General features: G+C 42.9%; 19 protein-coding genes, 1 tRNA gene and 1 pseudogene. 7 read left to right on the top strand and 14 right to left on the bottom strand.

From position 1 onward, the window contains the following. Window positions 1-17: 17 nt before the first annotated feature. Complete coding sequence (locus JMW64_RS09580) at window positions 18-956, top strand: pirin family protein (RefSeq protein WP_201554428.1); 939 nt, start codon at window positions 18-20, stop codon at window positions 954-956. Between the two features lie 66 nt (window positions 957-1022). Then, window positions 1023-1634: a nitroreductase family protein gene (locus JMW64_RS09575; protein ID WP_193007206.1), complete on the top strand. Its 612-nt coding sequence runs from the start codon at window positions 1023-1025 to the stop codon at window positions 1632-1634. Between the two features lie 320 nt (window positions 1635-1954). Here the strand turns inward: JMW64_RS09575 and JMW64_RS09570 are convergent, their stop codons facing one another. From JMW64_RS09570 to JMW64_RS14170, 4 genes are all read right to left on the bottom strand, one after another. After that, window positions 1955-3352 (bottom strand): YncE family protein, encoded by a 1398-nt coding sequence (locus tag JMW64_RS09570; RefSeq protein ID WP_201554426.1) that lies wholly within the window; start codon window positions 3350-3352, stop codon window positions 1955-1957. 87 nt (window positions 3353-3439) lie between these two features. Continuing rightward, window positions 3440-5785 carry a TonB-dependent receptor gene (locus tag JMW64_RS09565; RefSeq protein WP_201554424.1) on the bottom strand — a complete coding sequence of 782 codons (2346 nt, stop codon included), beginning with the start codon at window positions 5783-5785 and terminating at the stop codon, window positions 3440-3442. An 803-nt stretch (window positions 5786-6588) separates the two neighbouring features. Then, window positions 6589-6798 carry a MerR family DNA-binding protein gene (locus JMW64_RS14280; protein WP_406947503.1) on the bottom strand — a complete coding sequence of 70 codons (210 nt, stop codon included), beginning with the start codon at window positions 6796-6798 and terminating at the stop codon, window positions 6589-6591. Further along, window positions 6799-6942: a MerR family transcriptional regulator gene (locus JMW64_RS14170; RefSeq protein ID WP_265089806.1), complete on the bottom strand. Its 144-nt coding sequence runs from the start codon at window positions 6940-6942 to the stop codon at window positions 6799-6801. Window positions 6943-7087: 145 nt separating this feature from the next. Between JMW64_RS14170 and JMW64_RS14275 the strand changes: the two are divergent. Then, window positions 7088-7330, top strand: a pseudogene (locus JMW64_RS14275) (DUF2938 family protein); the annotation flags it as partial. Here the strand turns inward: JMW64_RS14275 and JMW64_RS09550 are convergent. Continuing rightward, a tRNA-Val gene (locus JMW64_RS09550) sits at window positions 7281-7357 on the bottom strand. The pseudogene JMW64_RS14275 and the gene JMW64_RS09550 overlap by 50 nt on opposite strands. A 309-nt stretch (window positions 7358-7666) precedes the next feature. Here JMW64_RS09550 and JMW64_RS09545 point away from each other — a divergent pair. Then, window positions 7667-8644, top strand: a complete 978-nt coding sequence (locus JMW64_RS09545) for a glutathione S-transferase family protein (protein WP_201554422.1) — start codon at window positions 7667-7669, stop codon at window positions 8642-8644. Window positions 8645-8749: 105 nt separating this feature from the next. Here JMW64_RS09545 and hemB read toward each other — a convergent pair whose 3' ends face one another. From hemB to JMW64_RS09520, 5 genes are all read right to left on the bottom strand, one after another. Next, entirely contained in the window at window positions 8750-9757 is a 1008-nt protein-coding gene (gene hemB, locus JMW64_RS09540) for a porphobilinogen synthase (protein WP_055123778.1), read from the bottom strand. Between the two features lie 241 nt (window positions 9758-9998). Next, the gene (locus tag JMW64_RS09535) at window positions 9999-11810 is read right to left on the bottom strand and encodes an efflux transporter outer membrane subunit (protein ID WP_201554407.1); all 1812 of its coding nucleotides are present in this window, start codon (window positions 11808-11810) and stop codon (window positions 9999-10001) included. Beyond that, complete coding sequence (locus JMW64_RS09530; protein WP_201554406.1) at window positions 11807-15037, bottom strand: efflux RND transporter permease subunit; 3231 nt, start codon at window positions 15035-15037, stop codon at window positions 11807-11809. The genes JMW64_RS09535 and JMW64_RS09530 overlap by 4 nt, the downstream gene beginning before the upstream one ends. Window positions 15038-15071: 34 nt before the next feature. Then, window positions 15072-16469 carry an efflux RND transporter periplasmic adaptor subunit gene (locus JMW64_RS09525; protein WP_201554405.1) on the bottom strand — a complete coding sequence of 466 codons (1398 nt, stop codon included), beginning with the start codon at window positions 16467-16469 and terminating at the stop codon, window positions 15072-15074. Window positions 16470-17089: 620 nt separating this feature from the next. Further along, window positions 17090-18115 carry a polyprenyl synthetase family protein gene (locus JMW64_RS09520; protein ID WP_227675969.1) on the bottom strand — a complete coding sequence of 342 codons (1026 nt, stop codon included), beginning with the start codon at window positions 18113-18115 and terminating at the stop codon, window positions 17090-17092. 551 nt (window positions 18116-18666) lie between these two features. Between JMW64_RS09520 and rplU the strand changes: the two genes are divergently transcribed. The 3 genes from rplU to lolA all read left to right on the top strand — a co-directional run bounded on the left by rplU (window position 18667) and on the right by lolA (window position 20467). Continuing rightward, complete coding sequence (gene rplU, locus JMW64_RS09515) at window positions 18667-18978, top strand: 50S ribosomal protein L21 (RefSeq protein ID WP_010199185.1); 312 nt, start codon at window positions 18667-18669, stop codon at window positions 18976-18978. Window positions 18979-19069: 91 nt separating this feature from the next. Next, window positions 19070-19327 (top strand): 50S ribosomal protein L27, encoded by a 258-nt coding sequence (gene rpmA / locus JMW64_RS09510; RefSeq protein WP_055123782.1) that lies wholly within the window; start codon window positions 19070-19072, stop codon window positions 19325-19327. A 453-nt stretch (window positions 19328-19780) separates the two neighbouring features. Beyond that, window positions 19781-20467: an outer membrane lipoprotein chaperone LolA gene (gene lolA, locus JMW64_RS09505; protein WP_201555109.1), complete on the top strand. Its 687-nt coding sequence runs from the start codon at window positions 19781-19783 to the stop codon at window positions 20465-20467. A gap of 184 nt (window positions 20468-20651) precedes the next feature. Here lolA and scpB read toward each other — a convergent pair whose 3' ends face one another. The 4 genes from scpB to JMW64_RS09485 form a co-directional block, all read right to left on the bottom strand. Continuing rightward, entirely contained in the window at window positions 20652-21203 is a 552-nt protein-coding gene (gene scpB, locus JMW64_RS09500; RefSeq protein ID WP_227694244.1) for an SMC-Scp complex subunit ScpB, read from the bottom strand. Between the two features lie 130 nt (window positions 21204-21333). Next, window positions 21334-22140: a segregation and condensation protein A gene (locus JMW64_RS09495; protein ID WP_201555107.1), complete on the bottom strand. Its 807-nt coding sequence runs from the start codon at window positions 22138-22140 to the stop codon at window positions 21334-21336. Between the two features lie 158 nt (window positions 22141-22298). Beyond that, entirely contained in the window at window positions 22299-23399 is a 1101-nt protein-coding gene (locus JMW64_RS09490) for a tryptophan--tRNA ligase (RefSeq protein ID WP_201554401.1), read from the bottom strand. 155 nt (window positions 23400-23554) lie between these two features. Further along, window positions 23555-24646, bottom strand: a complete 1092-nt coding sequence (locus tag JMW64_RS09485; RefSeq protein WP_201540045.1) for an LpxL/LpxP family acyltransferase — start codon at window positions 24644-24646, stop codon at window positions 23555-23557. Window positions 24647-24810 lie beyond the last annotated feature (164 nt).

The raw sequence follows: 24810 nt of genomic DNA, 5'->3' as shown, positions 1-24810 counted from the left end.
ATAATAAGAGGTGAACGATGAGTATTCAAACCCTAGAGCCAAGGATGGCTGATGTCGGCGGTATTCCGATTGCACGCTTGCTGCCTAATAAAGGAAAACAGCCTATTGGTGCCTGGTGCTTTTTAGATCACGCTGGTCCTGCTGAATTTGGTCCAGATGAATCAGGTATGCAAGTCGGTCGCCATCCACATATTAACTTACAAACCTTTAGCTGGATGCTTAATGGCGAAGTATTGCACAAGGATAGCTTAGGTAACGAGCAAGTGATTACCAAGAACCAAGTCAACGTCATGACCGCAGGAACTGGTCTAAATCAAGGTATTAGTCATACTGAACAAAGCGTCTTTCCAGATACAGGCGGCTCACCAGACGCAGCCCGTGCCCTCAGCATGATACAGCTGTGGATTGCGCTACCGACGGATCAACAAATTGAACGCGGTTTTCATCATTATCCAAAGCTACCAACTTGGACGGAGAATAATGTCGAGATGATCCTGACTACCGGTAGTTATACCAATGTGTCAGGTAAGCATTTTGAAGCGCCTACTATTCAATACTCAAAAATGGTCGGTATCGACGTTTACTTTACCCAAGATGGCGAGGTGACGCTCACTTTAGAACCAGGCTTTGAATACGGCATCTTAGTCTCAGAGGGTGAGACAGAATCTGAAGGAAAGGTATGTAAGCAGGATCAACTCTTTCGTTTCCACGATAGTGATGTTGCTAATAACGAAAGCATTAAATTGGTTGCTAAAAAAGGCACACGTGTGATGTTTATCGGCGGTGAACCATTAAATAACCAAGTGCTACTGTGGTGGAACTTTGTTGCGGACAATAAAGCAGAGATTGAGCAATCTATTATCGACTGGAATAATGGTCATGAGCGTTTTGGTAATGTCGATTCAGATATGAAACGTTTGCCAGCGCCTGAATTACCTGAAGGTTTTAAAGGTTGATTACCATTTAGCTTTATAATTGAGTTCTTAATTACTTAAATTCATCAATAATCACTGGAGAAAACAATGTCAAACCTAAAAGACTTACAACAATTGGCAGAAAAGCGCCGTTCTATCTATGCATTGAGCAATCAATTGCCAGTATCAAATGACGAAATCGTTAAGTTAGTTGAGCATGCGGTTTTGCATACGCCATCCGCTTTTAACTCACAATCGACGCGTATCGTGGTGTTATTCGGTGAAGATCATGAAAAATTATGGGATATTACTGAAGAGACACTCAAAGTGATTGTTGGCGATGACGAGAAGTTCCAAGGTACTAAAGATAAAATTGCAGGCTTTAGAGCGGGTGCGGGTACAGTATTGTTTTTCGAGGACAAAGGCGTCGTGAGAAACATGCAAGAAGCCGCCTCTTTATATGCGGATAAATTCCCAATCTGGGCACATCAAACCAGCGCGATGCATCAATATGTAATTTGGACGGCATTGGCGAGTTTAGATATCGGTGCTAACTTGCAGCATTATAATCCTGTCATCGATCAGAGAGTTGCCGATGCTTGGGACATCGCTGATGATTGGGAATTAAATGCGCAAATGGTGTTCGGCGCTATTGAGCAGCCAGCAGGCGATAAAGCGTTTCAGCCAATTGATGAACGTATGAAAGTATTCAGTAAATAATTTTTAGCGTTAAAGACCGTATAACCAATGAAAATGCTATGAAAATATCGTAGCGGTTTCATTGGTTTTTTTATAATTATAAACTGGGGTAATATGATGTTATAGCAGACTATAACTAATGTAGTAAATCCTACTAGCCCAGTTGTTTAAGATATGCCTATAGAAGAATTCAAGATCATCGAGCGCTTTAATCGGATGCTTCGGAATTTAAGAAGCGTCGGATTAAGGGTTATCTTGAATACTAGCGTTTATAAATATATTTAATAGCCAATTACTGTCAGCAGTCATTAAACTATCTTTATTAGATGAGGTGCTAAGCGCTAATGGCTATGTTCATCATCATGCCCAGCTTTCACACCAAACCAAGTCACATGAGAGGGTGTGAAATTCAGTGTTATTTTTGACTCGATTTCACCATCTTCAGCATCAATTTCGATGATTTGCTGGTTTGAGTCATCCATCATATAAATCATTTTCGTGTTTGGGTTAACAATAAATGAGGGAACCGCTTTGCCTTCGATGCCATTAGGGAAAACATTTAATACGGCGGTTTGCTTATAATTTTGTGCGACATCCAGTATGTATAACTTGCCAGTATCATCGAGTAGCATTAAATGCTCTCCGTGGGCATCAAAATCATAGCTGACAACACGGCGACGGCTGTCTGTTGTCCAGACAATCGGTGTCATGTTTTTACTGATAGGATCAACACGGTAAGGCTGACCGCAAGCGCTGCCAATGGCATAGTTATGATGGTGGTTAGTGATGAATGAGCCAATCCGAGCAGGACTACTACTTGTACCGTCACACTGCATATTGGTTAAGCTAATAGGGTAGGTGATTTTTTCGGCGCTGAAGATGTCTCCGGTTTGTTTGACGCTTAAAACGCCATCGCTACAGGCAAAGATGCTGTAATCGGTCATGCTGCCACTGCCATGCAACCCCATGCATTTTGTCTCAAAGGTTTGGCTTATATGATAGTGATCACCATGCTGTTCAAATACAGAGAGCGTATCAGCCAGTGAGCTACCGGTTGTCTGATAACGCTGTGAGGCAATCACATAATTGCCTCTAGGTTCCGCTGTACCGTGCATGCTGGTATTAAGCTTTTGATAAGGCAGTGTACCGTCAGCTATACCGGTATCTGTTACAAGTACAAATCCAGCTTCTTGCACAGGGTTTTCTATGGGATTGCCTGTCGCACCTAAGCCGTCAAAAAACAGCCCTGCTTGTTCTCCAAAAGTTTGAAAATGTACAGGACGGGTATAGTTTAGCTGTAATGGCATTTTTGCCGCATCACGAGCATATGGGTGATCATGATCGCCATGGTTTTCAATCTCAAGCCCACTATGATAAAAATTGACCGCGTTGTTAGTACGATCCATGATGACGGCGTAATGACCATCTGGACTACTTTGTACGGCATCGGCTTGACCTGTCAAAGGTAGGGTTTGTATCACTTTATCTTGAGCAAGGCTATAAATGTAAGCTTGACTGCCATCTTTTGCAGTGATGAATAAACGACCTTGTTCCATTTCAGTGCTGACAGCAGATTCATCATCATGGTCATGATCGTCTCCATGGTCGTGGTCGTGTTCTGAATCTACGATTGGTGTTTTCCTATCATCTGATGACCCGCAGCCGCTAAGTGCTGAAACGGCGATTAAAGAAGAGAAGGCGAGCGCGATGGCACGGCTCAAAGCATTTATTTGATTCATAAAGGACTCCAGTCATAAGTTATGAGGCTTATGACAATTGATTACGGATTGCTAGTTACTGGTGACTAATGAAAAGAGAGTAAGCTGTTAGAAGTTATAGGTGATACCTGCGTTTAACGAGCGTTCTGGCATTGGCACTTGTTCAGCCAAATAAGAGGCATGATTATAAGCAAGCTCGTTTAGAATGTTTTCGACTTGAAAAAAAGCGGTGTAATCATGAGCGCTCGAACTGTGATAGACAAGCTTGGCATCAACCATGTTGTAGCTCGGCGTATTGGTTTCAAAATCAGCAATGTGATCTTGCTCAAAACGATGATATCCAGACAGCACCAAGTCAAACTGACCAAATTGAGAGGTAATATCACCACCAATACGAGGCGCTACCAATCTTGGCGCGTATTTCCGTGTAAGGCTTGTATCATCTAGCGTTATCAGCGCAATGTCGGCAAAGCTGCCAATACTAATATTGTCATTAAGATAATAGCGTGATTGAATTTCACCACCATAATGTTTGGCATCGCTTTGGACATAATCCACTAAACGAAAACCTGCAGATTCTCCCTCAGTAGCAATGTCTTGAGTTTTGGCATAAATATAATTTGCGCTGTCGTTATAAAAGACAGAAATACGACTATCAAAACGATTGCCATTGTCGTAACGCAAAGTGAATTCTACGCCATCAGTAGATTCTTCTTCTAATTGCCCATTACCACGCTCCCAAGTATTGGTTGCAAGATGAGCGCCATTAGAGAATAACTCTTGTGGAGAAGGCAGTCTTTCAGAATGACTGATTCTGGCTGACAACTGCGTATTAGGCGTAAGATATTTGCCACCTTCTAAACTGACAGACGTTCCGGCATGTGTTTTTTCGATGTTATTGTCGTTATCTATTAGATTTTGAAAATCTTGACGACCGCCAAACTCAATATACCAAGGACTTTTGTCTTGTTTTCTTAAAATACTAGACGTATCGAGGGGAGCACTGGTGGTAGCCGTCGTCTCACCATGGTTGTGACCAGCATGGGCATCACTTGCAGATAATGATTGACCTACAAATTTATCAGCATTCTGTATTTTTGCGCTAAAATAATCTGGCGTGAGTCGTTCAATGAAGAATAAACCGACTTGTGTACGATCAGTTTGCGGCAAATAACCTTCTAGCCCAACAGCAGAAAACCGACTGTTTGTGTAATCTAGACCGACCACACCTTTCATAAAACCTAGATTGCCTGTTTTATACGTGCTATGTGTGGCTTGAGCTTGAGCACTAATGGCTTTGTTTTCAAAAGTTGTGCCCACCGCACCTTCATCTATTTCATCGTGACGGTAGTCTGTATAGCTGAGTTTCGTATTGATGCTATCGACGCCTATCATGGGTAATTTTCGCTCTGCATGGAGCTGATAGACGTTTGACGTCATATCGACATAGGGCGCTTCACCATGATCGTGGTCATGTTCGTGATCCGCCTCACAGCTCAGTTGGTTGGTCAGTACGCTATCAGGTGAGCATTCATTATGCACATGAAAGGGCAAGCCATATTCTGAAGACAGGCGCTGATATGATGCACCGATATAGCCCATATCAGTCACATAAGACAAGCCGATGCTACCGTTATCTTGCGTGTACCAACTGTTGGCAATCTCATCGGTATCTAAGTGTGGCACTTGGATATTGCCTTTATCCGTCTTTTGGTAATACCCACTCCATAGCCAGTTTTCACCGATACTGCCATTGAGTTCTGCATAACCTAAATAACCGTCTGTGGCTTGTTGACCAATCAATGCCAATTTTCCGCTGATGTTGTTTTTAGGCTTTTCTTTAGGAATAGTGTCATTAACAATATTGACCACACCACCGATAGCACCGCCACCATACATCAACGCTGACGTGCCTTTGATTACTTCAACTTGTTTGGCACCTAGGACAGGTACCGCCACTTGATGGTCTGGTGAGATTTGTGACGCATCTTGTACGCTCAAACCATTTTGCATGACTTGGACGCGCGGTGCGCTTTGCCCTCGAATAATTGGTCGGCTTGCGCCTTGCCCAAAACTATCAGTAGACACGCCAACTTCATTTGCTAGTGCATCACCAAGCGTACTGCTTGTCTGAGTAGTGAGCGCATCGCCAGTAACAATACTGGTTGCGGTTGCCATTTCATTCGCTTGTGGCAATAAAGGGTTAGACGTCACCACTATGGTGTCTAGAGTCACCGAAGGGTGGGTCGTATCAGGAGAGTTTAGGTGAAAAGATGAGGATGTCATAGGTTTGATATCTACCATCGTATCCTTCGCATTTACTGACAAACTTGCCATACCTAAAGCTGTCGTTACTGAGAATACAGTCGTTACCCGGCGAATACTAAAATTAACTGAAGATACAGAAGTATAATCAGGTTCTCTTAATCTGTTGATATGAAAAATTGGAGACATGAGATTACCAAAATAAGAAGTTATATAGGGATAAATAACGATAAGAGTAAATATTTTCGTTATGTTATAATATAACATAAAGATATACAAACTTTATATTTCAGTAAGGTGTGCATATTAGCTATGCTTACACGAGGTAACTTCAATATTTGACTTTCTTTGTGAGTGATAAATGTGACAGTCATTCAATGAATATGTTGGTACTGAGATAATAATGAGTATGTCGAAAGTTAGAAAAATGAATGTGTTAAGAACTATGGTTCAGGAGAATATCAATCATAAAAAGCCTTATAGGTCTCTGGTCAATGAATTGATACGTCTGAAATATAGAGCACTTTGTAAGCCAGTCTCTGAAGAAATAAGAACGGTAGGCAATAAATCAACAATAGATCGTCTGGACTAATGACAGTTTGCAGGAATTCAGCACCAGAGTTTAGGATTTCATATGGCTGAAAGTGTTATATTTTGGAAGTTTAAAACCAACTTTGAGTGATAACTTGAATAAAAAATAGCTAGTTTAGCTTTAACGACAGTTGCGAAGAACAAACGTCGTATGAAGGGGCAGGCTTTAAAGTAGGTTTGTCTTTATTTACGAATGCTACTCTATACGTTTGGCGCAATTGAATAGAGAGAACGTAGGCAAGTGAGACTAGTAATCCAGGTTTTTTGGATAATCGCAGTGTATTTGTTAAGCAGTTCAATATTATTTGAGTGACCTAATCACCTAATAGAATCAGCTCTATTGCTTATTTATGCAAGGTGTTACCTTTAATAGCGCCAGTGGCTGCTAGATTCATTAGACGTCAAAACCTCGGACACTCCAAGTGGCTAGGCGCTGTGTAAGTTGCCGCAAGTTGCAGCCAATCACGCATAGCGCTTGATTTTTGAATCGTTTCATCCAGTTCAGAGGCTTTGTTCAGCAACAAATCTCGATCAACATCTAGGGTTTTTTCAGACCCTAATATCCCAGTAATCTCATCCAATGAAAACCCTGCAACACGTCCTAAAGCAATTCAGGCCAGACGCTCTAATATATCTTTGCTGAAAACTCGGCGGATACCTTGCCGACCAACAGAGCGAATTAGGTATTTTTTCTCATAAAATCGTAACGTTGAAGCAGGAACACCAGACTGTTTAGCACCCTGCGAAATATCCATAATGCCCTCTGGACTTAAAATTGTATGCAATCATCATATTGATACTGAAACCAGTAAGAGAGTCATCATGGATAACGTCGTTTTTATAATATTAATCGGTATTGGCGCTACCGCTGTGATGGACTTATGATCATTACTCAGGAAGTATGTATTCAATATTCCACCGCGCAACTGGGGAATGGTGAGGCGTTGGATTGCTTACATGGATCAAGGGCAGTTCTGTCATGACGCTACTGCAAAATCTAATACTATTCATGGTGATCTTTTTATTGGGTGGACAGCCCATATTTCACGGACAAAAAAAGCCCCAATCGTGAGATTGGGGCTTTCTAAATATTTGGTAGGCATAAGCAGACTCGAACTGCTGACCTCTACCATGTCAAGGTAGCGCTCTAACCAACTGAGCTATACGCCTATTTAGGTTGAGTATTCTATCAAGTTTTTGAGACTTTGCAAGCTTTATTTCTAATAAATTTTTTTATTAGCATAATAATGATTATCACACTTTATATTAAGTGACTTTTAATATTTTTTTATGTAGTTATATTAAATAGTGATTGAAATTGGTTTATTTTTTATTGTCAGTAGAACTACAAACCCTAATAGCTAGGTGATATATAACTGGTATCATCATTCTCAAAATAAAGTGAGGATTGTGATAATAGTTTCACAGTACTCATAGTTCACAAAAATTATATCAAAATAGAATGTTGAGGAGAGTGTTATGGGTCTATTGGTTGATGGTCAATGGCAAGACAAATGGTATGACACAGAGGCGAGCGGTGGACGCTTTGAGCGAGAAGATGCCGGTTTTAGAAATTGGGTCACGGTCGATGGCAGCGCAGGCTCATCAGGTGTTGGCGGTTTTAAAGCCGAAGCTGATCGCTATCATTTATATATCTCGCTTGCATGTCCTTGGGCACATCGTACCATCATTTACCGTCAGCTAAAGGGTTTGCAAAACCTGATTTCGTTGTCAGTGGTGCATCCATTTATGGGCGACAAGGGCTGGACGTTTGCAGAGGGCGCAGGCGTGATAGCTGATCCTATTGTAAATGCGAATTACTTATATGAGATTTATACGGCGGCAAAGCCTGACTATACAGGACGGGTGACGGTGCCAGTATTATGGGACAAAAAAACCGATACCATCGTCAGTAATGAGTCCTCTGAGATCATTCGTATGTTTAACTCAGCTTTTGATGAGGTTGGGGCACTAGCAGGTGATTTTTTACCAACCGAGTTATTAGCAGAAATTAATGCAGTTAATGAGCTCGTTTATTCTACGGTCAATAATGGCGTCTATAAAGCAGGATTTTCAACCACACAAGAGGCTTACGAAGAAGCAGTGACGGAGCTATTCGATGCATTAGAGACGCTAGAGGCACGTTTGACAGACCAGCGTTATTTGCTAGGTAATACGATTACTGAGGCGGATTGGCGCTTATTTACTACGCTGGTGCGTTTTGATGCGGTATATGTCGGACACTTTAAATGTAATATTCGCCGCATTGTTGATTATCCCAATCTTTGGGGTTATCTGCGTGATTTATATCAAGTACCAGGTATTGCAGAAACGGTAAGCATCGAGCATATAAAGGCGCATTATTATACTAGCCATGCCAATATCAATCCCACGCGTATTATTCCTGTTGGTCCAGTGCTTGATTTTAATGAGCCACACGAGCGTAAACGGTTATAATTTTTAGTGAAGTTTTAAAATAAAACCAATAAAAATCGCGCCAGCTGATGGATCACAGTTGGCGCGATAGATTGACGGTATAAATAAAAAGCTGCTTAATTTATATTACGCATTATTCAACTGACGAGCGGCTTCTAGCGCAAAATACGTCAAAATTCCATCAGCGCCCGCACGGCGGAAACCAATCAACGATTCTAAAATCACCGCGTCGGTTAGCCAACCATTTTGAATCGCAGCCATGTGCATGGCATATTCGCCAGACACTTGATAAGCAAAGGTCGGTACGCCAAAGGTATTTTTAACTTCGCGAATAAGGTCTAGATACGGCTGACCCGGCTTAATCATCACCATGTCTGCACCCTCGGCTATGTCCATCGCCACTTCGTGCAATGCTTCAGCACGATTACCGAAATCCATCTGGTACTGTTTCTTGTGTCCGCCTTTTAGGTTGCCAGCACTGCCGACTGCATCACGGAACGGGCCATAGTATGCAGAAGCATATTTGGCAGAGTAAGCCATAATAGCGGTATTCACAAAGCCTTCGGCTTCAAAGGCGTCACGCATGGCTTTGATACGGCCATCCATCATATCACTAGGCGAGATGATATCAGCACCAGCGCGAGCGTGTACCAATGCTTGCTTGACCAATACTTCGACCGTTGCATCATTAACGACATAACCTGAGTCATCCAGCAGTCCATCTTGACCGTGTGAGGTATAAGGATCCAACGCCACATCGGTCATTACCACCATTTCAGGCACAGCATCTTTGATCGCTTTGACGGTACGAGCAGTAAGGGCATTTTCATCATAAGCTGATTTACCGTCGGGTGTTTTTAAGGAATTATCGATAACAGGGAAGATGTCGATAGTGGTGACGCCCTCGCTTAATAATTCTTTGGCATAGTTGATCAGCAGGTCAATCGACAAGCGTTCGACGCCTGGCATACTAGCGATTGCTTCGCGCTTGTTTTTGCCTTCTAGTACAAAGACAGGAGCTATAAAGTGCTTAGGATGCAGCTCAACTTCACGAATCATCGCGCGTACGTTATCGTTGTAGCGTAGTCGACGTAGACGAGTTTCAGGGAATTGACGATTAAAGGTATAAGTCATGATTTGTCCTCATTAGATTTTAGTCATTGTTATTTATCAGCTTGATTAAATAAGCTGTTTTGAAGCATATGTTTTTTTATATCACGGACATTAATAAGTGGATAAAAGTATGTGTAAGCTAATTTCTCTACTATAACTAAAAGCGCCTTACAAAAGCAAAAAGCCCTACCAAGTCGGTAGGGCTTTTTGTACTTATCGACTATCAATGTGAAGGAGATTACCTCACACTATTTATGAGTGTTTAAGGCTCAACGATCTGCGTGACCGGTACTTGCTCAACGCTGGTTTCGTTATACGTCGTCTGTTTGGTAACGACTCCTACGGCAGCATCTTTTTTACCATCATTATTGACGTCAACGACAGCGGTTGGCTCAAAGGTGGCCGTTTCCGATGGTTGCGCTTGTTTAATGGCGTTTGCTTCTTGTGTAGAAGCAACTCGCGCTGAGCTAGCCGCATCGATAGCATTTGCCGCTTTTGCTTTATTGCTATTGGCCGGTAGATTCACTAGTTGCACTAAGTTTTTATGCGGTACAGGAATCGCCGTTGGTACATCCAGATTAGCACCGCCACCCAGCACTTGGTATAGCTCGACTTGGCTCACAATTTTTTGTAGCTCTAAATCCAAAATACCTTGCTGCGTTGAGAACAATGAACGCTGTGCATCTAGCACATCTAGATAGTTGGCAATACCTGCTTTAAAGCGTGCATCTGCTATCTGGAATGTTTGTTCAAAGTTATCTTGTAGACGGTATTGTGCTTCGAGCTGCTCACCCAGTGTGGCTCGTGTCGCGAGTACGTCTGACACTTCACGGAATGCGGTTTGGATAGATTTCTCGTAGCCTGCGAGCGTTTGTTCACGCTCAATTTTAGCCACATCATAATTGGCGTCTAAGCGACCAGCGTCAAAGATAGGCACGCTAATGCTTGGACCAAACGACCAACCGACAGCGCCGCTTTTGAATAAGTCATCTAAACTGCCGCTACTAACCCCAATGCTACTGGCTAAGCTGATAGATGGGAAATAAGACGCGCGTGCCACTTCGATATTGGCTCCAGCGGCTTTTAGGTTGTATTCTGCTTGCAGTACATCTGGGCGATAACGTAGCAACTCACTTGGTAAGCCTGCACTAAATATCTGCTGGCTAGTGATGTTGCTGACTGCTGGTGTTGGAATTAGATTGGTTGGAATCGGTCCACCCACCAAGAATTGCAAGGCGTTACGTGATTTTAAAATGCTGCTTTGTGCCCGTAGGACAGCAAGTTTGGCATTTTCTAATGACGCACTGGCTTGCAAAGATGGCAGCTTCGGATCAATGCCGGCTTCAAAGCGTTTATCAGCGATAAACAGAGACTTTTCACGACTTTCAACCGTCGCTTCTGCCAGCTTTAACTGCGCTAAGCTATAGCTCAAGTTGGCATAGCTCTGAGCGATGTTACTAATCAAGCTGATTTGGGTCGAATCTTTGGCCGCTGTAGTGGCTAAGAAATTCTGTAGCGCTTGATCTTTTAAGCTAGCAATTTTGCCCCAAAAGTCCAACTCGTAATTAGCCAAGCCTAGGTTGACGTTATAACCACTATTGGGGTTTTTGTCGGTTCTATTTTGTGCTTGACGCGTGTATCCACCATTACCATTAATCGCTGGTAGATCATTAAGATCAGTAATTTGATACTGTGCGCGTGCTTTCTCGATTGCTAAACGAGCACTTTCAAAATCTTTGTTGTTCTCTAACCCTAAAGCAATCAAGCCCTTTAAACGCTCATCGCTATAAAAATTCTGCCAGCGTTGACCCGCAATACTTGCTTGATCAGCGCTACTAACCGTTTCTTTATCGAATGCCCCATAGGTTTGTTCGATAGGGATATTTGGCTCAGCAAGCACAGGGCGCATATCTGCTTTTGGAATCGTGTTACAAGCAGCCATGCTCATCGCTAAAACGGTCAAGCCGATTAGGCGACCAGCATTTCTGCGCATATGTGAGCATGCTGGTTGCGCAGTGATAGCAATATTTGCTACCGCTGCTGAGTTGGTGTTATATGTTTTCTGAGCACTCATTGTGTATTGTCTCCAAAGCTTGCAGGCTGATAATTCTCAGAAGGCGTTGGGTTTTGCGGGTCAGGCGTACTATTATCATCATCTTTATCATTTGGTTTATTATTCTCGTATTTGTACGGGAACATACTACGTACCCAAATATAAAACATGGGAATAAAGAAGATACCTAACAATGTCGCGGTCACGACGCCACCTAGTACACTGGTACCAATGGCATTTTGACTGCCTGAACCAGGACCTGTGGCGATAAATAATGGCACAACACCTAGTCCAAAGGCAAGCGAGGTCATGATAATCGGGCGCAAACGTTGACGCGCTGCTGTCATAACGGCTTCTCTCAGACTATAGCCTTCCTCTTGGTGCTCTTTTGCAAACTCAATGATTAAGATAGCATTTTTAGCGGATAGACCAACGACTGTGAGTAGACCTACCTGCAAATAAATATCGTTATTAAAGCCACGTAGCCAAGTAAAGATGACTGCACCTAATACCCCAAGTGGAATGACCAATAGCACCGAGAAGGGGATAGACCAGCTTTCATACAAGGCTGCTAGACATAAGAATACCACCAAGATTGAAAGCGCGTATAGCATCGGCGCTTGTGCACCTGACTTTTGCTCTTCAAGTGACATACCCGTCCACTCATAGCCCACACCTTCAGGCAGATTCTCCATCATTGCTTCCATAGAACTCATCGCTTCACCCGTACTTAGACCGGGTGCAGCACTACCTTGAATATTCATCGATGGTAAGCTGTTATAACGGGTCAGACGCGGTGAGCCAGATTGCCATTCGCTGCTAGAGAACGCATCAAATGAAATCATTTCACCTACATCGTTGCGTACATACCATTTAGCAATATCTTCAGGATTAGTACGGCTGCTTGGTTCACCTTGAACAAAGACGCGTTTAATACGCCCGCGATCGACGAAGTCATTAATATAACTTGAGCCCCAAGCGGTAGAAATAACGCTATTAATACTAGCAAGTGACAAGCCATAAGCAGCGGCCTGCTCTTGATTAATATTCACTTTTAACTGCGGTGCATCTTCTTGACCATTTGGACGAACGCCCGCGACTTTGTCGTTTTGCGCAGCCATGCCAAGCAGCATATTACGTGCTTCGAGTAGACCCTCATGTCCAAGGTTACCGGTGTCTTGAATCATTAAGTCAAAACCACTGGCGTTACCAAGTTCGGTAATGGCTGGCGGTACAATCGCAAATACTTGTGCTTCATTTAATTGGGTAAAGAAGTAACCCATGGCGCGATCAGCGACAGCCTGTGCAGTGTTTTCTTCACCGGGACGATCAGCCCAATCAGATAAACGTACAAAGGCCAGTCCCATATTCTGCCCTTGTCCTGCAAAACTGAAACCTGCGATCGTAAAGACTGAAGCGATATTATCGCCTTCTTGGGTACTGTAATAATCACTGACTTTATCGAGCACTTCTTGCGTTTCATCAAGCGTCGCGCCAGCAGGTAACTGAACCAAGGTAAACATAATACCTTGATCTTCTTCTGGTAAGAACGAGCCGGGAATACGTAAGAATACTACTGCCATAATACCGATAATGGCAGCATAAAGAATTAAGTATAGCCACTTCAAGCGGAAACTTTTGCCAACTAAATTCTCGTAACTACGACTGACTTTATAAAACGAGCGGTTAAACCAACCAAAGAAGCCTTTTTGCTCTTCTGTATTGCCTTTATCATGGCTCTTGCTACGCTTGAGTAAGGTCACACAAAGGGCAGGGGTAAAGATAAGCGCTACTAAGGCCGATAGCACCATACTGGTAATCAAGGTGATAGAGAACTGACGATAAATCACACCTGTTGAGCCACCGAAGAATGCCATCGGTACGAATACGGCGGATAGAATCAGCGCAATACCAATAACGATTTTACTAATCTCGCCCATCGATTGTACGGTAGCATCCTTAATAGAGATATCAGGATCTTCTTCCAAGATACGCTCGACGTTTTCGACGACGACGATCGCATCATCGACCAACAGACCGATGGATAGTACCATGGCAAACATGGTCAAGACGTTAATACTAAAACCAGCGATGTAAAGCACAGCGAAGGTGCCAAGTAGTACGACAGGTACGGCAAGAGTAGGAATGATAGTCGCACGCCAGTTCTGTAAGAAAACGAACATAACGATAAATACGAGAACAATTGCCTCAAGCAGTGTCATAACCACTTGTTCGATAGACAAGCGCACAAATGGTGTGGTGTCATAAGGGATAACGGATGTTAGACCTGCTGGGAAGTTTGCTTCCAGCTCTGCCATACGAGCCCCAACGGCTTCACGAGTTTCCAGTGCGTTTGCACCACCCGCCAATGAAATACCAAGACCAGCTGCTTCTTTACCATTGTAGAGCGACACTACGCCGTAGTCTGCACTACCAATCTCAACCTCTGCCACATCACCTAAACGCACTTTTGCGCCAGCAGTATCAGTTTTTAATAGAATGTTTTTAAATTCATCAGGCGTTTGTAGGTAGCTTTGAACCGTGACAGTCGCATTGATAACCTGTTGACTGGTATCAGCAGGTGCTTGACCTAGCTGACCGGCAGATACTTGGGCGTTTTGTGCACGTACTGCCTCAACCACATCCGCTGGCACCATGTTATAGCTACGTAAGCGCGCCGGATCTAACCAAATGCGCATGGCATAAGCAGAACCGAAAACTTGTACTTCACCAACCCCTTCCACACGGCTTAACTGGTCAACAACGTTTGAGTTGACATAATCGGCGATATCCGCACGATCCATGCTGCCATCTTCAGAAATAAAACCTTGCACCATTAAAAAGCTGCTAGAGGATTTATTAACGTTGACGCCTTGACGCTGTACCGACTCGGGTAGTGAGCTCATGGCGGCTTGGAGTTTGTTCTGTACCTGTACCTGTGCAGTATCAGAATCTGTACCATTTTCGAAAGTGAGCGTAATGGATGCAGCACCATTCGAGGAGCTCGATGACGACATATACATCAGACCATCAAGACCCTTCATGCGTTGCTCAATAATCTGAACGACTGAATCTTCAACCGTCTGAGCATTAGCACCAGGATAGCTTGCGCTGACTGAAATCGTCGGTGGTGCAATACGTGGATACTGCTCAATCGGTAAGTTAATGACCGATATCACCCCGATGAGCATGACTAAAATAGCCATAACCCATGCAAAAATAGGGCGATTAATAAAAAAACGTGACATAGTATATTCCTAGTCTTCCTATCTTTGAATGGAATTAGTTAGCGGTAGACTCTGCTGGTTTCTGAGCAGTGGCATCTTTGCTAGCTGGCTTATCCATCGCTTTAGCAGCTTGCGGCGGCGTCTGGGCATTAGGGGCACCTTCTTTAGCTGGTGCTGGGTTTGGATTCTCTAATGGCTTAACGACCACCTCTTGTTCAGGCTTAACTTTTGAGCCGCCGATAACAACTATCTTGTCCCCTGCTTGTAAGCCGTCAGTGACAACCCACTGGCCTTTATAGGTGCCATTAATAGTGACAGGACGTACTTGGATTTTATTATTCTCATCAACAATGTAAACTTGCGTCTCACTTTTCGGTGTACGCATTACGGCGCTTTGCGGTACCAATGCAGCATTGGTAATCACGCTCTGTGTCAAACGTGCCGTCACATACATACCAGGCAGCAAGATGTTATTGCTGTTAGGGAAAATAGCACGCAAGGTCACAGCGCCTGTTGACTCGTCAACCTTTGCTTCAGATAAAGCAAGCTTGCCGCGTGCTGGGTAGACTGAGCCATCTTCTAATACCAACTCAATTGAGTTCATTCCTGCTTGTGCTTTGCCTTCAGCGATTTGCTGACGCAGTTTTAATAGCTCAGAGGATGATTGACTGATATCAACATAGATAGGATCTAAGCGTGAGATAGTCACCAGCGGATCAGCCTGACCTGCGCTGACCAAAGTACCAGCGGTGACACTAGAGCGGTCAGTACGACCTGACAGCGGGGCACGTACGATGGTACGGTTAAGATCTAGGTTACTAGCATCTAAACCCGCTTGAGCAGTTTGAATGCCTGCTTTTGCACTTTCGATGCCTGCTTGTGTCTGTCCAACAGCGGCGACCGCACTTTGTACCGCTGCTTGTGCAGTACGTACTTGAGTTTGTGCCTGCTCATACTGCTGCTTTGAGATGGCGTCGATGCTGACCAAGCCTTGTAAGCGCTGTAAATCATTTTGCGCTTGTGCCAATGATGCCTGACGGCTGGCTAGCTCGGCTTTTGCATTGGCATTATTTGCTTGTGCTGTCTGGTAATTTGCTTGTGCTTGTTGCACTGCTGCTTGACCACTGGTGACAGAAGAAGCGTAGTTATCAGTATTGATACGATAAAGTGGCTGGCCTTTTTTGACGTTGCCGCCTTCACGGAACAATACTTCGTCAATAACGCCATTAACTTGTGGGCGGACGTCGGCAGTCTGATAAGCCGTGGTACGTCCAGAAAAAGTCTGTACTTGGGGTACAGTATCGAGCGTGACAGTCTGGACGTTAACAACCGCAGGCGGCATCTGCTGCTGTGCGGCATCTGCGCCAGCGGCGTCCTCGTTTTTGTCACAGCCAATCAGTACAGCTCCAGATAGTACAGATGCTATTACAAGCGCAAGAGTAGAGTGCTTCATCAATGTCCTCGGCAATAGGTATAAAATAAGTAATGACAGTATAAAAAGTTTATCAATAAATCTAAGCGTATTGAATATAAAAATGAGTATTGATTCTAATGATCTTTACTTTTTTGGCTAAATTTGTTCTTAATAATATGAATTTAGCCAAACATCATTATTAGAACCTCTAATAGCGATATAAGTATCAAGTATCGGTGTAAGAATCATAAGCATCAAAGCTGTAGCCAAACCACAACCTTGATTAGTAAAGTTAACGAGTAATTATAAACTATCGGGATAACCCCACAGTCAAGTAGTTGAGCGCAGGATTTATGGTTAGAAATCGTAATATCAGCTTTTGTGAATGCATTAAATGCTGTCATGGCAAGCGCCATCTTCATTAACAGCTAATGTACAGTCATACAATGGTCAGTGAGAAATAATTGTAAACTTTTGTGAAAATAGCATAACCATATAGATTGTAAGGTCTTTAATGAATGATAAATAAGGTTTGCCAACAAAACAAAAACTTTAGCAACTATTAACTGTGACCATTAACACAATTACTCATTAATGGTCTTTATCAACAGCTAATGGCTGCTAGCCGCAAGTATTGACAGCTGTTATGACGATACTGACTACAGCAAGCGCGCGCTAGCCAATTCAGTCAATTGATATAAGCCTGTGCGATAACGATTGTCAGGTAGCGTACTCAATGCTTGTTGCGCCAGCTTGGTTTCTTCCCAAGCTCGCTGCTTACAGTAATCTAATGATCCTGAGCGGCGCACTAACTCAATAAGCTGCTCAGCGTTCGGTGTCTTTCCAGTTTGTACAGCGACACGCAACTGCTCATAGCCTTCGATGTCGCTGTCTTTTAACAGCTCAAGCGCTTTTATGGTCGGTAGGGTAGGTTTACCTTCAGCAAGGTCGTCTCCTAGGTTTTTTCCCATTACCTCACTATCACCACTATAGTCGAGCACATCATCGATAATTTGAAAAGCATTGCCAAAGTGCTGACCAAAATCGCCTAAAGCCTGCATATGCTCTATTCTGTCTTGTAAAATTGCAGCGCCTTGAGTCGCCATCATAAACAGCCGCGAGGTTTTACCATCAATAATGCGCAAGTAATCCTCTTCTGTCGCGGCAGGGTTGTGCTGATGCTGGAGCTGTAATACTTCGCCTTCAGCGATATCGCAGGTGCCATCTGAGAATACTTGCAACAGTGGTAAGCTTTGGAAGCCAACTAATAAATTAAAGGCACGAGCTATCAGATAGTCACCGACCAGTACCGCGGTCGCATTATCCCATGTGGCATTAGCAGTCGGCTTACCACGGCGCTGTCCTGACTCATCAATCACATCATCATGAACCAAGGTCGCTGTATGCAGCATTTCAGTAATAGCGGCTAGATGCATGGCTTTTTCTGAGGGCTTGTCCTCAAACATGCGCGCACATAACAAGGTAATCAGCGGGCGCATGCGCTTACCACCAGCATTAATTACATGCTGTGAGACGCTCATTACCAGCTGAACTTTGGAATTAAGACTACCGAATACTTGCTTGTCCATGATCTCAAAATCATCCGCCACGATACTTTGAATATCAGCATAATTAGGCGTTGATTGAGTCATTGAATCTGTTTTATGTGAAGGGATGCTGGTCATAATAAATAGTCATATTAATAAGAATAAAGAGAATTTTTTATAGCCTTGGCTTTATAGATAGATAAGGCATTATTTTCTATAATAGCATAGCTAAGCCTTTAAATTGTCGGTTAAAACGTGCCTAAAACATCGCGCCTATCTTTTAAATAAGATTTACTATATATAGAAATTGACATAAGAACTGTAAAAATTGGCTGAAATTTCACTAGAATCAATGGTCATTTATCGGCGACATTTAAGGTCATCTAAGAGATGTATAAAAGGCTGTAAGTCGCTGATTATATAAGTTATAATAGCCGCTATTATTATATAGTGTTTTTTTGTTGGAGTAGCATCTTAGATGCGCTCCTAATCAGCAGTAGATATAATAAAAATTGAGGTGGTTATTCGTGTAACTGCCTTACAAAAACCAGTTAAACAAGTGAGATAGACGGCTTGCTTTTATGAGCAAAAAGCCGTAAAATCTTGCCTTTAATTTTTCCCTGTCGTGTTCGTCGTAAAAGCGTTGGTATAACATCAGCCACGGCACACGGGTTAAACGGAGTCATACAATGTACGCAGTAATCAAAACTGGTGGTAAACAGCACCGTGTAGTTGTCGATGAGTTGCTTAAAGTTGAACTACTAAAAGCAGAAACTGGCGCAACAATCAAATTCGAAGATGTATTGATGATTGTTGACGGCGAAACTGTCAAAATCGGTCAGCCTATCGTTGAAGGTGCTAGCGTTGAAGTTGAAGTGGTTGAACATGGTCGCGGCGAAAAAATCCGTATCGTTAAGCACAACCGTCGTAAGCATTATCACAAAGAGCAAGGTCACCGCCAATGGTATACCTTGTTAAAAATCAAAGCTATTAATGCCTAATTATCCACTTAGCAATTACTGCTAAATAGTGCACTAAACGCTTAAGAGTTATCGCATCAGCGATAAGTCAAATTAACAAGGAGATTTTCCCATGGCACATAAGAAAGCTGCCGGTTCAAGCCGTAATGGTCGTGATTCAAACCCAAAAATGCTAGGCGTTAAAATCTTTGGTGGCCAAGCTATCACAGCTGGTAACATCATCGTTCGTCAACGTGGTACAGAATTCCACGCAGGCGAAGGCGTTGGCATGGGTCGTGATCATACTTTATTTGCACTGAATGACGGTGTAGTAAAGTTTGCGACCAAAGGTAAGTTCAACCGTCGTTATGTAATGGTTGAAAGCGCATAATTGCCCATCTAGGTTGTTTTAGTCAAAGACTAAAATAATCCGATGACTAAAAGCCTCTATTACCGTTTGGTAGTAGGGGCTTTTTTTTAGTTATTTTCGTAGGGGTTAAGGATGCTAAATTGGCTTTATGCTGCTAAACAACATTAGTAAATAACGTTAGGAAATAATGAATAGTCAAAAAACTCACCATCCATGCGGTTTATTATTGTGTAGCCACTTATGATCACAAAAATGCTCAAAAGAGTAGTTACAAGCGTGTATGGCAGCGGTAGTAAAGATTGCAAATCATGACTAGGCGTGTAATAAAAAAACTGGCACACTGTTGTCATTGTTTATAAGCACCCGTTTTATGGTTGCTAGATAAACATTTATGGAAAACAAAAATTTTAATAAGATGTCTTATTTTAAAGCGACAATTTTTAAGCGATTATGCATTTTTAGAGAGGATTTATGATGACTTTATTAACCAACAAAAAAACTTTAAAACAAAAAATGATGAGCGGTGCTTTAGCTGGTGTATTAATGACATCGCTTGGTGTCGCAGCCCCGATGATGGTATTGACACAATCAGCTACTGCTGCACCAGCTGATAATTTGACCGCTGCCAAACGTTTAAACAAGCTGCTGACAAATACCAAAAGCATGACGGCTAACTTTAGCCAAACGACCAAAGGTGCCAACAGTGGTACTTTTACAGGTACGATGAGTGTACAACGCCCAAATAATTTCCGCTGGGAAACAAAGTCGCCATCACAGCAACTGATCGTCGCTAATGGTAACTCCATGTGGGTTTATGACAAGGATTTAGAGCAAGCGACCAAGCAAAACGTTGACAGCCAAGTTGGTAATACACCAGCACTGCTGTTATCAGGCGACCCAAGCCAAATTGACAAGAATTTCAAAATTACCCAACCATATGACAATAAAAATTACTACGTGCTGTACCCAAAATCAGACAGTGCCAGCTTTAAGAGCTTGTCAATGAGTTTTAGCGGTGGTAAACCAGTAATGATGGTGCTAAATGACAGCCTTGGTCAAACCACTTCCATCAAATTCAGTAGTATCAAACTAAACCCAAGCATCAGTAGCAGTCAGTTTAAGTTTACGCCACCAAAAGGTGTTGATGTTATCAATCAATAATAGGCCGTTGGCAAGAGCCAATTATTAATGGCTAATCAACGGCTTTATTGATTAAATAAAAAAGACAGATCCTATGTGGTCTGTCTTTTTTTTGAATGGAGATTCTCTGGAAAATCATGCTAAATCTCTTCTATATCATATTTTAAATGCTTAATGATTTTTAAAGGCTTCACGCTCTAAAGGCTTAAGACATTGCTTTGATGGCGCTCATATCTGGCATCGGTGGTAACTCGCTCAACTCACTCAGTCCAAAGGCATCTAAAAATTGTGGCGTGGTCTGTAGCAATGCTGGGCGACCCAAGGTTTCTTTGTAACCTTTCTCTTCAATCCAGCCTTTATCAAATAGTTGACGCAATATACTGCTTGATAGCGTCACACCGCGCACGTGCTCTATGTCGCTACGGGTCACTGGCTGCTTGTAAGCAATCACACTAAGCGTCTCAAGTAAGGCTTGGCTCAGGCGTTCTTGGCGTTGCGGGAAGACGCGTTGAATTAAGGCACTATAGTTATTCGCGATTTGTAGTCGATAACCGCTAGCAGTTTCGTGCAAGCTTAGCACGCCCATATCCAAGCGCTGTCTTAGTAGCGCCAAAGCCTGTGTTAGCTCTTTAGCCGTTAAAGACAGGTGTTTTCTTAAGACAGTAGCGGTTAGGGGCGTTTCTGACGCATGTAATAGCACTTCGATATGCTTGCTTAAGTCTTCTAGATGCTGTCGCTGTTCATCGGTCAATGACAGTAAAGCGGTAGATAATGAGGATGGTTTGTCATGATCTTGCTTGGTATTGTCAGTATCTGTCATTAGAAAGCGACTCTTTTTAAATGATAATGTGTATCGATATTTATAGGAATAGACAGATGGATAATAACTATGCCAACCACTGTAACGTTAAGGGTTTAATATGACGGTCTTCAGCATCATTATTGTCAGTGGTAGGGTGACTTTCTAAATCAGTATTTACGATACCAACCAACTGTCGTTTTATCAGCTCTAATATGGCGACGAAGCTGACAACCACACCTATTTTACCTTGTGTTTTATCTAGTAGCTCATAAAAAGAGCGCTCGCCATCCGTACTGAGCTGTCGGCTAATACTGGCAATACGATCAGCAAGGGGAACAGCATCGGCTTTAATGGTATGCATTTGATAATCGGGCTGCAGTTGCATTTTAAATAGGCTGTCAATCAAAAGGTTTGGCGAATAGCTAGGTAGTTCAGCATTCATGACGTCTTGACCGGGCATACTGACCATGGCCAAAAACACATCACGCTCAAGACGCACCAGATTATCTAAGCGTTGACTGGCTACTTTGATTTGCGCATATTCTTCAAGGCGCTCAATCAGTTCTGCTTTTGGATCACGCTCATCGCTCGGAGTTTCAGGCTTGGGCAGCAACAGCTCGGTTTTAATAGCAATCAACGTGGACGCCATCAACAGATAATCGCCTGCCAATTCAAAATGCTCGGTATCTAATTCGCTGATGTAAGCCAAATACTGCTCAGTAATGGGCAATATCTGCATTTGGGTCAGATCAACGTTATTTTTTTTGACCAGATATAGCAAGAAATCTAATGGTCCGGCAAACTGCTCAAGCCAAATGGCAAAGGCTTGCGGCGGCACATAGAGATCTTCTGGTAGATGTTGTACGGATGTCTGGTAAATGCGTAAAGACATATCATTGATAACTGAGCCGTCGTGTGCGCGCTTAGTATCTAAAGAATCAGAGGCTTGAGGTACAGTTAGAAGAAGAGCGGCTTTTGGTAAAGCCGCTTGTTCATTTTTTAGCTCAGTCTGCACGCTTAGTATCCATCTTGGTTAACATAATCAAATGATTATTTAAGTTTGGCAAGTGGACGGATACCAATGGCACGACGAGTCTTATCTAATTGCTTACGGCTATGACGACGGGCTTTTTCTGCACCCATTTGTAAGATTTCTTCTAGCTCTTTTGGGTTAGCCATAAGATGCTCATAACGCTCGCGGAAGGGTGCTATTTCCGTATTTATTTTCTCAAACAACGCTTGTTTGGCATCGCCCCAGCCGATACCAGCGGCGAACTGCGCGCGCATATCAGCAATTTCTGTAGGAGTAGCAAAGGCTTTATAAATCTCAAAAATAGCAGAGTCATCAGGGTCTTTTGGCTCGGAAGGCAGTTGTGAGTTGGTCACAATTTTCATGATGGCTTTATGCATCTGTTTTTCGGCGCTAACTTGTGGATTAGAATCACCAAATAGCGGAATGGTATTGCCATAGCTCTTACTCATCTTGCGACCATCCAAACCCGTCAATAATGGGATATCATCATCTACAACGGCAGATGGTAAGGTAAAGAGCGTTTTATAGCGATGATTAAAGGTACCAGCAATATCACGTGCCATTTCAACATGCTGAATTTGGTCGCGACCGACAGGTACATGTGTGGCATTAAACATCAAGATGTCTGCTGCCATGAGTACAGGGTAGCCAAATAACCCCATGTTGATACCTTGGTCAGGATCGACATCTTCTTTTTTCATATTAATATCAACAGCTGCTTTATAAGCATGAGCACGATTCATTAAGCCTTTGGCACATGAGCAGTTCAAAATCCAAGCAAGCTCTGGTATTTCCGGCACATCTGATTGACGGTAAAAAGTGACGCGCTCAGGATCCAGACCACAGGCAAGCCAAGTCGCTGCAATGGCTTTGGTCGATTCATGAATAATAGTAGGATCATAACAGCCGATAATGCCATGGTAATCTGCTAAAAAAAAGAATGCTTCGTCATCACTGTTTTGGATAGACTGAATGGCTGGACGAATCGCGCCAACGTAATTTCCTAAATGCAAGGTACCCGTCGGTTTGATGCCCGTCAAAATGCGCTTGGCTTGCGTTGAGTGATCAGGAGCTTGGTTGTCAGAACTTTGGTTATCAGAAATATGAGTATTATTCATGGTAAATCCATTATGTGGTTCATCAAGGTTTTATTTATAAAAGTTTCGTTTTTCAATTTATTATAAATTAATTGTTATTTATATGTAGGTAATATAAAAAATATAAGCTGCAAAGTATAGCAAATTTTTTGGCGATCTTTCGTAGCAATACACGCTTACTTATAGATATCAGTACGACCATCAGGACCATTTTTGAAACGACGATGGAACCACATCCACTGAGTAGGATCAATACGAATCAACCCCTCTAGCAACTCATTGACTCGCGTCGCATCAGCCAATTCATCGTTACTTGGATAGTTTTGAATTTCTGGGGTAATCGTTAGATGATAGTGCGGGCGTTTGCCTTTGGGTAAACTGTCTGGTGTCTGCCGGTAAGTATGCAGCGCCATTAATGCGGGTGGATGTGCCTTGTCACCCAATTTTGCCATGCGCCGTGATGCTGTAATAGTCGCTGCTGGCACACCAAAGAATGGTGCCATGACGCCTTGTTTTAGACCATAATCTTGGTCAGGTGAGTACCAAATCACGTGACCAGCTTTAATTGACTCAACAAAACTGCGCATGTCACGACTGGCTATTTGCTTGCTCAGAATACTGGCACGGCCATTATAAACAAACCAATCAAGTAGCGCGTTATTCTGCGGACGATACATCCCATCCATCGGAAAAAATTGCGTACAGAGCATGCCGCCCAAATCAAGCATCGTATAATGAGCGCCCAGTAAAATGACAGGACGACCCTCATTCTGTGCATTGACAACGTGCTGTAATCCCGAAATTGAAACGGTACGAGTAAAAACATTTGGACGATACCAAGCACATAAAGTTTCAAACACACCAATGCCCTGATTGACAAAGACTTGTTTTGCCATCAATTCGCGCTCGACGTCTGGCTTTTCTGGAAAAGCCAGTTTCAAATTGATAAGCGTATCACGCCGACGTGAGCCTGCTATTTTATAGATAAATATGCCAAGCTGACGTCCCAGCCAAAACTGCCAACGTAGTGGCAAATATATGATGGGTAAGATCATTGCTGCTAATAGCCAAATGCCCCAATATTTAGGCAACAAAAACTGCCATTGAAAAGGCTTTTTTTCTATGGGTGCTGTGCGCTTATGATTTTGGGTAATCGTTGGCATGCCAGCAGGTATCGCTGGGGACTTAGCAGGCTGCTGTGTACTTGGTGGTGGCAGGCTGCTTTTGGCAGATGGTTTGCTGGGGTCGTATTGTTCAGGCGCTTTCATAAAATTGTTACTAATAATGAAAAGTTATCATCATGATGGGGTAGTCAGCATTGCTTTGCAAGGTAGTTTACGCACAAAATCACGAGCAAATGCAAAAGTCATCAGCCATAAAAAAACCTTATAAGCTGCGGACAGCTTATAAGGTTTTGCAAATCTACTCTTTT

It is taken from the genome of Psychrobacter immobilis, from assembly GCF_904846065.1.
Classification (GTDB): Bacteria; Pseudomonadota; Gammaproteobacteria; order Pseudomonadales; family Moraxellaceae; genus Psychrobacter; species Psychrobacter immobilis_H.
This window is presented reverse-complemented; position numbering and strand designations above follow the sequence as displayed.

What these genes read in the sequence shown, in the direction of transcription:
- JMW64_RS09520 (WP_227675969.1), bottom strand. Translation starts at nt 18,115, where the DNA reads ATGACCAGCATCCCTTCACATAAAACAGATTCAATGACTCAATCAACG.
- JMW64_RS09535 (WP_201554407.1), bottom strand. Translation starts at nt 11,810, where the DNA reads ATGAGTGCTCAGAAAACATATAACACCAACTCAGCAGCGGTAGCAAAT.
- rpmA (WP_055123782.1), top strand. Translation starts at nt 19,070, where the DNA reads ATGGCACATAAGAAAGCTGCCGGTTCAAGCCGTAATGGTCGTGATTCA.
- JMW64_RS09530 (WP_201554406.1), bottom strand. Translation starts at nt 15,037, where the DNA reads ATGTCACGTTTTTTTATTAATCGCCCTATTTTTGCATGGGTTATGGCT.
- JMW64_RS14170 (WP_265089806.1), bottom strand. Translation starts at nt 6,942, where the DNA reads ATGGATATTTCGCAGGGTGCTAAACAGTCTGGTGTTCCTGCTTCAACG.
- lolA (WP_201555109.1), top strand. Translation starts at nt 19,781, where the DNA reads ATGACTTTATTAACCAACAAAAAAACTTTAAAACAAAAAATGATGAGC.
- JMW64_RS09575 (WP_193007206.1), top strand. Translation starts at nt 1,023, where the DNA reads ATGTCAAACCTAAAAGACTTACAACAATTGGCAGAAAAGCGCCGTTCT.
- JMW64_RS09485 (WP_201540045.1), bottom strand. Translation starts at nt 24,646, where the DNA reads ATGAAAGCGCCTGAACAATACGACCCCAGCAAACCATCTGCCAAAAGC.
- JMW64_RS09580 (WP_201554428.1), top strand. Translation starts at nt 18, where the DNA reads ATGAGTATTCAAACCCTAGAGCCAAGGATGGCTGATGTCGGCGGTATT.
- JMW64_RS09545 (WP_201554422.1), top strand. Translation starts at nt 7,667, where the DNA reads ATGGGTCTATTGGTTGATGGTCAATGGCAAGACAAATGGTATGACACA.
- JMW64_RS09495 (WP_201555107.1), bottom strand. Translation starts at nt 22,140, where the DNA reads ATGTCTTTACGCATTTACCAGACATCCGTACAACATCTACCAGAAGAT.
- JMW64_RS09565 (WP_201554424.1), bottom strand. Translation starts at nt 5,785, where the DNA reads ATGTCTCCAATTTTTCATATCAACAGATTAAGAGAACCTGATTATACT.
- JMW64_RS09525 (WP_201554405.1), bottom strand. Translation starts at nt 16,469, where the DNA reads ATGAAGCACTCTACTCTTGCGCTTGTAATAGCATCTGTACTATCTGGA.
- JMW64_RS09570 (WP_201554426.1), bottom strand. Translation starts at nt 3,352, where the DNA reads ATGAATCAAATAAATGCTTTGAGCCGTGCCATCGCGCTCGCCTTCTCT.
- rplU (WP_010199185.1), top strand. Translation starts at nt 18,667, where the DNA reads ATGTACGCAGTAATCAAAACTGGTGGTAAACAGCACCGTGTAGTTGTC.
- JMW64_RS09490 (WP_201554401.1), bottom strand. Translation starts at nt 23,399, where the DNA reads ATGAATAATACTCATATTTCTGATAACCAAAGTTCTGACAACCAAGCT.
- hemB (WP_055123778.1), bottom strand. Translation starts at nt 9,757, where the DNA reads ATGACTTATACCTTTAATCGTCAATTCCCTGAAACTCGTCTACGTCGA.